Source organism: Psychromonas algarum (assembly GCF_004376845.1).
GTDB lineage: Bacteria > Pseudomonadota > Gammaproteobacteria > Enterobacterales > Psychromonadaceae > Psychromonas.
The window spans coordinates 109,803-119,037 of record NZ_SNUW01000011.1 but is presented as its reverse complement, the minus strand read 5'-3'; the positions used below and the strand labels follow the sequence as shown (position 1 = coordinate 119,037).

The following is a 9,235-nucleotide window of genomic DNA, read 5'->3' as shown; positions in this document are numbered from 1 at the left end:
ATAAAAAGAGCATTACACATCACTTTCCTAATTTATTTTTATGCTTGGCGACAATAGCGCTGTGGTACCACCTGATCCCATGCCGAACTCAGAAGTGAAACGCAGCTGCGCCGATGATAGTGTGGGGTCTCCCCATGTGAAAGTAGGTCATCGCCAAGCGCCTCATTGAATGAACCCTGTTGATTAACATCGACAGGGTTTTTTTATATCTAAAATTTAGTGATGCGCTAGGTGGAAGATAGGGGCTAATGATGCAGCCAGCATCGGTTCATGAGCGGGCTAAGCGCTGCGTGCCCTGGTAGTATCGCGCAGCCGATGGCTTATGAGTGGGTGAGCTCTGAGACCCTTATAGATGTACTCAAATTGCTATCTCTATAACTATCTTATTATTTGTTACAAAACCTTCCTAGTACCACAAACTGTATTTAAAAAATACGAGTGCATTTACTGTTATTGCCCTTAATATGGTTGCTATAATTACTAATCTGTATGTCGATAATTTGAAAAATATGCCTAAGAAAAAAACTGTTATTAAAATGCAAACCTATGGAATTTATTCTCAGTGGGATGCAAAATCTAAAGACTTACCTAAAATAAATCAATTTACTACCGATATTCCAGCAGAAATTGATATTGAATTTGGTTTTGTTATTAATGTGAAGAGTGCTCGTGGTAAGAAGGTGTTCTACTGTATCAATCATCCTAATGTACATAATAGATCTGGTGAGCCTTGTGCTCCTTTTACTGGTGAAGTGCATATTACAAACAACGACTGGAGCTTTTATCTGGGCGATACTATTTGGGCTCCCATTGAAGATAAATGTGGTCCATGGCGGATGACAATTGAGTTAGACGGGGAGCTCATAGCAGATAAAACTTTTAATGTATTCTCTTCAAATTGTAATGCAGTGATTAATGAGCGCTTTCCTTATCAATTATATTAAGTAGTTGTTCTATTTTGCTTATGAGCCAAGTAATGGAAACGATGAACAGTACTATGACACTCTTTGGTTCAAAGAGCAGTTCTGTAGATGAAGCGGAAAATTGTATTGATGATAATGGAGTAGAAGCTGATGATTATGTTCAAGCTACATTCTATTATTTAAGTCATACACACTAAACTGATTATTATATGCTTTGATGCATTTTCAATTGCATTGTGAAGGCCTGCTTTAAGCAGGCTTTTTTGTTCTTAATAAAAGTAGGTACTTTTCAATATGATTTGTTCATCAGAGGAAGTACTTTAATGGTATAATTACCTATTAGGTTTTTGAAGCTAGTCGTTCGATGGTTAGCAGTGTAATCAGAAAGGCAAAATTGTTATGAACGCAATTGAATTAACTAACATAATTAAAACATATCAAGGTGGAGTACAAGCGCTAAAAGGGATTTCTTTAGAAGTTGCAGAAGGGGACTTTTATGCTTTGTTGGGTCCTAATGGCGCAGGTAAATCAACAACGATAGGCATTATCTCATCATTAGTAAATAAAACATCTGGACAGGTTAGAGTATTCGGTTATGACATTGACACACAACTTGAATTAGCAAAAAGTCAGATAGGTTTGGTACCTCAAGAATTTAACTTCAACCCCTTTGAGCCTCCTCTACAAATTTTAGTTAATCAAGCTGGCTATTACGGCACTCCGCGTAAAGAAGCTTATAAAAGAGCTGAGAAATATCTAAAAAAATTAGATTTATGGGATAAACGTAATGAACCTGCAAGAGAGTTATCCGGAGGTATGAAGCGACGTCTCATGATTGCCCGCGCTCTAATGCATCAACCAAGGTTACTCATTCTTGATGAACCAACTGCTGGTGTTGACATCGAACTGCGCCGTTCCATGTGGGAATTTTTAACTGATTTAAATAAGCAGGGTGTGACTATTATTCTGACGACTCATTATTTAGAAGAGGCGGAAAGTTTATGTCGTAATATTGGTATTATTAATAAAGGTGAATTAGTTATTAATACCAGTATGAAAGAATTAATCGGTCGATTAGATAGTGAAATCTTTATTCTAGATGTTGACTCTTCATCAATGCTCCCTGAAAGTAATGATTTTAAGTTATCTGTCATCGATGAAAATACAATTGAATTAGAGTTAGCTAAAGCTCAGTCATTAAATAAAGTATTCGAATTATTGTCTGCACAAGGCGTTAATGTGAAAAGCCTTAGAAATAAATCTAACCGTTTAGAAGAGTTATTTTTAGAATTAGTTAAAAACGGAGTTATCGATGCTAAATAAACAATATGTGATAGCACTTAAGAGTATCTGGTTAAAAGAGATCAATCGTTTTTTACGTATTTGGGTACAAACATTAGTACCGCCTGCGATAACCATGTCTTTGTATTTTGTCATTTTTGGTAATTTAATCGGTTCAAGAATTGGTGAAATGAATGGCTTTAGTTATATGGCTTTTATTGTTCCTGGTTTGATCATGATGTCTGTTATTACTAATTCATATTCAAATGTTGCGGCTTCATTCTTTAGTGCAAAATTTCAACGTAATGTTGAGGAGTTATTAGTTGCACCAGTTCCCAATTATTTAATTATTTTGGGCTACGTTGGCGGTGGTGTTGCTCGTGGTTTAATGGTTGGCCTCATTGTCACTTTAGTTTCTTTATTTTTTGTGGATTTACATATTCATAATATGCTGATATTGATTGCTAGTGTTTTATGTACTTCTATACTCTTTTCTATTGGTGGTTTATTAAATGCTATTTTTGCTAAAACTTTTGACGATATAAGTATTATCCCTACTTTTGTATTAACGCCGTTAACTTATCTAGGTGGTGTTTTTTATTCTATTTCATTATTACCTGATTTTTGGCAAGGTGTATCACATTTTAATCCTGTCTTTTATATGATTAATGCTTTCCGTTATGGTTTCTTAGGTGTTTCAGATGTGCCTGTCGCTTGGTCATTTGCTGTGATTTTTGCCTTTATTTTTATTGGTTATTCATTAGTTGCTATGTTACTTAAAAAAGGTGTAGGTATTCGTTCATGAATGATATCACTGGTGATTCAAGAATTATTACCTCTAATCAGCAAGGGTTGCATGAAAAGTTAGATGAGGTGGTACTAAAGCATTTACAACATGATTTTAAGAAACCTTATCAGGCGCATACGTTATCGGCTTTTAAGGAAATTGAAAAATGGGTTGAACAGCAAGGGAAGCCTATTATATTTGATTCATGTTGTGGAGTGGGAGAAAGCACTTTTCATATAGCAAAATCACATCCTGAAGCTATCGTATTGGGAATGGATAAATCTGCAGATCGTTTATCGAAACATCCTGTTGATGGTGAATCAGTCATTAACGATCTGGATAATTATCGTTTGTTGCAAGTTAATTTAAATGATTTTTGGCGATTAGCGGTAGAAGCAAATTGGATGCTTTCTCATCATTATTTACTTTATCCCAATCCATGGCCTAAATCTAAGCATCTGCAGCGTCGTTGGCATGGTAGTGCTGTTTTCCCTTCAATTATTAAACTTGGGGGCAAACTGGATTTAAGAAGTAATTGGTTTACTTATGTCGAAGAATTTCAGCGTGCATTGCAATTAGCTAATGTTGAAAGTAAAACTGAAATTTATACTGCTGAAAATGCAATCACTCCTTTTGAGCGCAAGTATTGGGCAAGTGGTCAGCAATCTTTACGTTTAACCTGTGACTTGTAGCAACTAATGGTTAATTTATTGAATTATTGAAATTTTAATAGTGTTTTATAGGTCTATATTTTATATCGCTGATAATCGAGGGAAATATAATGCTTATAAAACACAGCAAAAAATCACAATTAAAAGAGTCTCAATTAACTAGCGAGTCGATTTATAAAGATCGACGTAATATTATTAAAAGTCTCGGTTTAGCGGCATTAACTTTTCCTTTTGCTAAACCTGTTAGCGCAGCATTATTCGATGTTTTTTCTGAAGAAAAAAGTAATGATGTTACATTTAAACGTTCTCCTTTAAATTTTACTAAAAATACGAATTACCAATCACTTACACCGTTAACACCTGAAAATAAAGTGCTTCAATATAACAACTTCTATGAATTTGGAACGGGGAAAGGTGATCCTTTCCAATATAGCCAACAGTTTAAAGTAGATCCTTGGTCGCTAACAATTGATGGTTTAGTTGATAAGCCTATAACACTCAATTATGAAGATCTGCTTAAAAAATTTGATATCGAAGAACGTTTATATCGGATGCGTTGTGTTGAAGCTTGGTCAATGAATATTCCGTGGTTAGGTTTTACTTTAGCAACATTATTAAAGCAGGTGGGTGTTAAATCTGATGCTAAATATGTCCGTTTTGAAACCGTTTATGATCCTGAGCAAATGCGAGGTCAATCCTCTAAATTTATTGGCGGTAGTATCAACTTCCCTTATGTAGAAGGCTTAACTATTGAAGAAGCGATGAATCCTTTAGTTCTTCTATCCGTTGGTCTATATGGAAAAACACTTGCTCCACAAAATGGTGCTCCGATCCGCTTAGTTGTGCCTTGGAAATACGGTTTTAAAAGTATTAAATCGATTGTCAAAATTACATTAACTGATAAACAACCTCGTAATACATGGCAAGCTATTGGGCCTGACGAATATGGGTTTTATGCCAATGTGAATCCAAGAGTTGATCACCCTCGTTGGAGTCAGAAGAACGAACGTATTATTGCTGAAGGTAATGTATTCCAGCAAGAAAGAAAGAAAACGCTCATGTTTAATGGCTATGAAGAAGAGGTTGCTCATTTATACAAAGATATGGATCTTTTGCGACATTTTTAATTTTATTTCAATAATAAATAGAGTGTAAATTAATGGGAAAATTACCCCCAGTTGCTATTACTTTAATAAAGATAATTATTCATTTAGCTTCGTTATCGGTGTTAATGTACTTTTATTTGTTAATTGATAGTGGCCGTTTAGGCGCGGATCCTGTCAAAGAGATGATCCATTTTTTAGGTAAAACAGCTTTAAATTATCTATTGCTAACATTAATGATCACACCTTTAAGTAAGCGGTTTAAACAGCCTTTATTAGGGAGATTAAGACGTTTATTAGGCTTGTATAGCTTCTTCTGGTTGTGTTTACATGTCATTGTATTTATATGGTTAGAGTTAAACTGGGAATTATTTTTACTATTTGAAGAAGTTATTAAACGACCGTATTTAACTCTGGGTATGTTTGCTTGGACAATTTTATTGTTGCTCAGTATCACTTCAATTAATGCCATTAGACGTAAAATGAAACAGGCTTGGTTTAGTTTACATCGTTGGGTATATGTTGCTGTATTATTAGGAACTATTCACTATTATTGGTCTGTTAAGTCAGGCCTAACTGAACCAATTATTTACTTTATTATCTGTTTTATCTTATTAAGAGAGCGGAGTTCATATTTTAAATTGAAATTAAACAATTTACTTAAACGCGTTAAGAAAGCCTCTTGATATAGAGGCTTAGATATTTCGTTAATTTATTTTTATTGACCAGAGCTTAGCAATATTTTCAGATACGTTTTCTAGGTTAACACTCGCATTAGCAAAAGCTTGTTGTAGCGTCATTGCGCCTGGTGTTGCTGCAAAAACAGCATCTATCCCACACCCATAGACTGCTTGGTGCTTGTCACCTAAACAACCCGCTACGGCAATGACTGGAATATCGAATTGTTTAGCTATTTTAGCGACCCCCATTGGTGTTTTTCCATAGATAGTTTGTCCATCAATTCTACCTTCTCCTGTGATCACTAAATCGGCATCGTGTATACATTGTTTTAATTGAACAGCTTCTAATACAAGCTCAATACCTGGTTTTAATGTGGCATTAGTAAATGCGATAAGAGCCGCTCCTATGCCTCCTGCGGCACCAGTTCCTGCTTGATTCAGTACATCAATATTAAATTGTTGCTGAATACATTCACCGTAATGTTTTAGTGCTTTATCTAATAGTTGGATATCTTCCTTTGTCGCGCCTTTTTGCGGGCCAAAGACATGACTCGCGCCTCGCTCACCACATAATGGATTATCAACATCACAGGCGACTAATATTTCACAACTTGCTAAACGCTTATCTAATGCATCGATGTTAATCTGGTGTATTTTTTGTAAACCATCACCATTTGCTTCGATCTCATTGCCATCTTTATCAATAAAGGTAACACCAAGCGCACTTAACATACCGATACCGCCATCATTGGTTGCACTGCCGCCTAAGCCGATAATAATTTTACTTACACCATTATCAAGTGCGGCCTTGATTAACTCACCTGTGCCGTAGCTGGAGGTTTGTTTAGGATCGCGTAAATGCTCTGCAACATGATGCAAACCACTTGCGGCTGCCATTTCAATAACGGCTGTATCGGAGTTATTACCTAATAACCCATAGAAAGCTTGTACAGGAGCGCTTAAAGGTCCTGTGACTGTAAGGTTAACTATTTTTCCATCAGTTGCATCAACTAAAGATTGTACAGTACCTTCTCCGCCATCAGCGACAGGAATTAAATGATATTCAGCGTGCTTTATAACTCGTTTCATGCCAGTTTCAATAGCGACACAAACTTGTTTTGCAGTAAGGCTTTCTTTGAATGAATCTGGTGCGATAATTATTTTCATATCCTCTCCTGTGTCATAGTTATGCTGCTGTCATAATGTTGCTATGGTTTATTATAGGGAACACAGTAAATAGCTGCTCTATTTTACTGGTTAAAATAATCCTCTTCTTTGTTATAAATTTCGTCAATGAAACAATCGTTTATCTAAATTTATACTCCGAATTGAATTGTTTTTTCTGCGTAAAATTTAGATCATATACTTAATGTAATTGGTATTAGATATAAAGACGAAAGCAACAGTTGATTAAGTTTTATATTTATTTCAACGCTACCGGAAAAATATTAATAGATCAAATAAGCGATTTTTATTTCAGAAAATATAAAAATAATTTTTTTTGCTAATTTCAAAAATTAATTGCAATAGGTGAGGTGGATTCTTAATGTGGGGCAGGATGAGGTAATAAAAAAGCCACTGGAGACTAGTGGCTTTAGAAATGTTTTGATCAATCTATGTGGCTATTAAGCTACTTGGATTGGTACATCTTTACTAGTACGAACGATATTATTATCTTTATCTAAATAAACTAAACTTGGTTTGTGACCTTTAATTTCTTCAGCGTCTAAACTTGCATAAGTACAAATAATAACACGATCACCAACAGCGGCTTGACGTGCTGCTGCACCATTAACAGAAATTATTTTTGAACCGCGTTCACCTATGATTGCATAGGTTGAAAAACGGTTACCATTATCAATATTATAAATTTCAATTTGTTCGTATTCTAAAATGCCCGCTTGCTCAAGAAGGTCTTGATCAATCGCACATGACCCTTCGTAGTTTAATTCAGCGTGAGTAACGCGAGCTTGGTGCAATTTACCTGTTAGCAGTGTCTTTTTCATACAAAACCTTTAATTCTAAAAATTTAAATTTGTTGTCTTTTTCAGCAGGGCGACTATAAAGTAAAAACTTTATTGGTGCAAATTAACAACTAAGTTATCAATTAATCGCGTATTACCTAGAAAGGCAGCCATTAATATAACCGCTTGCTTACTTGCTTTGTGTAAAGGAGCAAATGTAAGAGGGTCAACTATATGAATTTCATCAGTTTTAAAACCTGAGTTATTCAATGTCTGTTGTGCGTCTTTAATTAATTGCTCACAGTTTTCTGAATTAGTTGGCAAATTTTGACCAATGTTATTCATTACTTCTGCAATTTTGGGAGCAATTAATTTTTCAGCTTCTGATAATTTACTGTTTCGAGAGCTCATGGCTAAGCCTGAATTTTCTCGAACAGTTTCTACTGGGATGATCTTAATTGGCATTGCTAAATCCAATACCATTTGCTTGATCACTGCTAGTTGTTGAAAGTCCTTTTTACCAAAACAAGCAAAGTCAGGTTGTACTAAATTGAATAATTTAGTGACAATGGTGCTGACTCCTCGGAAATGCCCTGGACGTAATTCACCTTCTAACGAATCTGAAATACCAGGAACTTCAACAAAAGTTTGCGCGTTTAATCCATTAGGATAAATAACTTCTGGGGTAGGAGTGAATACAATATCAACCCCTGCCTCTTTAAGTTGAGCACAATCTTCTGCTAATGTTTTTGGATAGTTTGCTAAGTCTTGTGCATTGTTAAATTGCATTGGATTAACAAAAATACTTACGATGGTAATCTTCGCATGCAGTTGGCCCTCTTTAACTAATGTCAAATGGCCTTGATGTAAGTTTCCCATTGTTGGTATGAAACTGATCAGCTCTCCTTGCTGCTTTAATTTTTTAATTTCGCTGCGCAGCAGCTTAGGATCTTCGATTACTTGCATTGTTAACTCTTAATAAAAAGCTTCAGTTAATAAAAACTGTGTTCAGCACCAGGAAATATTTTATTTTCTACTTGTTCTTTATAAAGTTCAACAGCACGACGAATATCACCTGTTTCTACTAAAAAGTTTTTAGAAAATTTAGGGCAAAAACCTGCAGAAATACCAAAGGCATCATGCATCACTAATATTTGCCCATCTGTTTCAGCACCCGCTCCGATACCAATCACAGGAATATGTAATGCATCAGTTACACGTTTAGCTAATGCCACAGGCACACATTCAAGTATTAATAATTGGACACCAGCAGTTTGTAAAGCAAGTGCATCATCTAATAATTTTTCTGCTTGTTGATCATTACGGCCTTGTACTTTATAACCACCAAAAACATTAACTGATTGTGGGGTTAATCCTAAGTGACCACATACAGGAATACCACGCTCTACTAAACCTTTAACTGAGTCGGCTACCCAATTTCCACCTTCAAGTTTCACCATATTTGCACCTGCGCGCATTAAAATTGCTGCGTTACTATAGGTTTGCTCTGGTGTTGCATAACTCATAAATGGTAAGTCAGCAATGATTAAAGATTTTTCTGCCGTACTTGCAACAGATGCAGTGTGGTAGGCAATATGTTCAACTGTTACTGGAAGTGTTGAATCATGGCCTTGTAATACCATGCCTAAAGAGTCGCCCACCAATAAAACTTGAATCCCTGCTTGATCAAAAATTGCTGCAAAACTAGCGTCATATGCTGTAATACAGGTGATTTTTTCGTGCTCTTGTTTCATTTTAGCTAAACGAGAAACGCTTATTTTAGCCATTGTTGCTCCTAACTCGCAGTGGGTTGATATGTGATTATT

Annotated in this window: 11 protein-coding genes and 1 rRNA gene; 8 read left to right on the top strand and 4 right to left on the bottom strand. The window is 35.5% G+C overall.

From position 1 onward, the window contains the following. Nucleotides 1-43 precede the first annotated feature (43 nt). The 8 genes from rrf (at nt 44) to msrQ (ending at nt 5,451) form a co-directional block, all read left to right on the top strand. Nucleotides 44-159: ribosomal RNA gene (rrf, locus tag E2R68_RS11605) — 5S ribosomal RNA — on the top strand. A 350-nt stretch (nt 160-509) separates the two neighbouring features. Continuing rightward, the gene (locus E2R68_RS11600; protein ID WP_134277849.1) at nt 510-944 is read left to right on the top strand and encodes a DUF3859 domain-containing protein; all 435 of its coding nucleotides are present in this window, start codon (nt 510-512) and stop codon (nt 942-944) included. Nucleotides 945-976: 32 nt separating this feature from the next. Continuing rightward, entirely contained in the window at nt 977-1,120 is a 144-nt protein-coding gene (locus E2R68_RS14010) for a hypothetical protein (protein ID WP_208380218.1), read from the top strand. 202 nt (nt 1,121-1,322) lie between these two features. Then, entirely contained in the window at nt 1,323-2,246 is a 924-nt protein-coding gene (locus E2R68_RS11595; RefSeq protein ID WP_134277848.1) for an ABC transporter ATP-binding protein, read from the top strand. Next, nucleotides 2,236-3,009, top strand: coding sequence for an ABC transporter permease (locus E2R68_RS11590; RefSeq protein ID WP_134277847.1), 774 nt, complete (start codon nt 2,236-2,238; stop codon nt 3,007-3,009). The genes E2R68_RS11595 and E2R68_RS11590 overlap by 11 nt, the downstream gene beginning before the upstream one ends. Beyond that, nucleotides 3,006-3,683 carry a tRNA (guanine(46)-N(7))-methyltransferase TrmB gene (trmB, locus tag E2R68_RS11585; protein WP_134277846.1) on the top strand — a complete coding sequence of 226 codons (678 nt, stop codon included), beginning with the start codon at nt 3,006-3,008 and terminating at the stop codon, nt 3,681-3,683. The genes E2R68_RS11590 and trmB overlap by 4 nt, the downstream gene beginning before the upstream one ends. An 89-nt stretch (nt 3,684-3,772) precedes the next feature. Continuing rightward, nucleotides 3,773-4,789, top strand: a complete 1,017-nt coding sequence (gene msrP / locus E2R68_RS11580) for a protein-methionine-sulfoxide reductase catalytic subunit MsrP (protein ID WP_134277845.1) — start codon at nt 3,773-3,775, stop codon at nt 4,787-4,789. 32 nt (nt 4,790-4,821) lie between these two features. Next, a complete protein-coding gene (gene msrQ, locus E2R68_RS11575) occupies nt 4,822-5,451 on the top strand; it encodes a protein-methionine-sulfoxide reductase heme-binding subunit MsrQ (protein WP_134277844.1) in 630 nt (209 codons plus the stop codon). 21 nt (nt 5,452-5,472) lie between these two features. Here the strand turns inward: msrQ and E2R68_RS11570 are convergent, their stop codons facing one another. The 4 genes from E2R68_RS11570 to panB form a co-directional block, all read right to left on the bottom strand. After that, a complete protein-coding gene (locus tag E2R68_RS11570; RefSeq protein ID WP_134277843.1) occupies nt 5,473-6,612 on the bottom strand; it encodes a glycerate kinase in 1,140 nt (379 codons plus the stop codon). A 458-nt stretch (nt 6,613-7,070) separates the two neighbouring features. After that, complete coding sequence (gene panD / locus E2R68_RS11565) at nt 7,071-7,451, bottom strand: aspartate 1-decarboxylase (protein WP_134277842.1); 381 nt, start codon at nt 7,449-7,451, stop codon at nt 7,071-7,073. A 69-nt stretch (nt 7,452-7,520) separates the two neighbouring features. Beyond that, entirely contained in the window at nt 7,521-8,375 is an 855-nt protein-coding gene (gene panC / locus E2R68_RS11560; RefSeq protein WP_134277841.1) for a pantoate--beta-alanine ligase, read from the bottom strand. A gap of 26 nt (nt 8,376-8,401) precedes the next feature. Further along, a complete protein-coding gene (gene panB, locus E2R68_RS11555; protein WP_134277840.1) occupies nt 8,402-9,196 on the bottom strand; it encodes a 3-methyl-2-oxobutanoate hydroxymethyltransferase in 795 nt (264 codons plus the stop codon). Nucleotides 9,197-9,235: the final 39 nt, after the last annotated feature.

Excerpts from the sequence above, each read along its gene's own strand:
- panB (WP_134277840.1), bottom strand. The coding sequence starts at position 9,196 with ATGGCTAAAATAAGCGTTTCTCGTTTAGCTAAAATGAAACAAGAGCAC.
- panC (WP_134277841.1), bottom strand. The coding sequence starts at position 8,375 with ATGCAAGTAATCGAAGATCCTAAGCTGCTGCGCAGCGAAATTAAAAAA.
- E2R68_RS11595 (WP_134277848.1), top strand. The coding sequence starts at position 1,323 with ATGAACGCAATTGAATTAACTAACATAATTAAAACATATCAAGGTGGA.
- trmB (WP_134277846.1), top strand. The coding sequence starts at position 3,006 with ATGAATGATATCACTGGTGATTCAAGAATTATTACCTCTAATCAGCAA.
- E2R68_RS11570 (WP_134277843.1), bottom strand. The coding sequence starts at position 6,612 with ATGAAAATAATTATCGCACCAGATTCATTCAAAGAAAGCCTTACTGCA.
- E2R68_RS11590 (WP_134277847.1), top strand. The coding sequence starts at position 2,236 with ATGCTAAATAAACAATATGTGATAGCACTTAAGAGTATCTGGTTAAAA.
- E2R68_RS14010 (WP_208380218.1), top strand. The coding sequence starts at position 977 with ATGGAAACGATGAACAGTACTATGACACTCTTTGGTTCAAAGAGCAGT.
- E2R68_RS11600 (WP_134277849.1), top strand. The coding sequence starts at position 510 with ATGCCTAAGAAAAAAACTGTTATTAAAATGCAAACCTATGGAATTTAT.
- msrP (WP_134277845.1), top strand. The coding sequence starts at position 3,773 with ATGCTTATAAAACACAGCAAAAAATCACAATTAAAAGAGTCTCAATTA.
- msrQ (WP_134277844.1), top strand. The coding sequence starts at position 4,822 with ATGGGAAAATTACCCCCAGTTGCTATTACTTTAATAAAGATAATTATT.
- panD (WP_134277842.1), bottom strand. The coding sequence starts at position 7,451 with ATGAAAAAGACACTGCTAACAGGTAAATTGCACCAAGCTCGCGTTACT.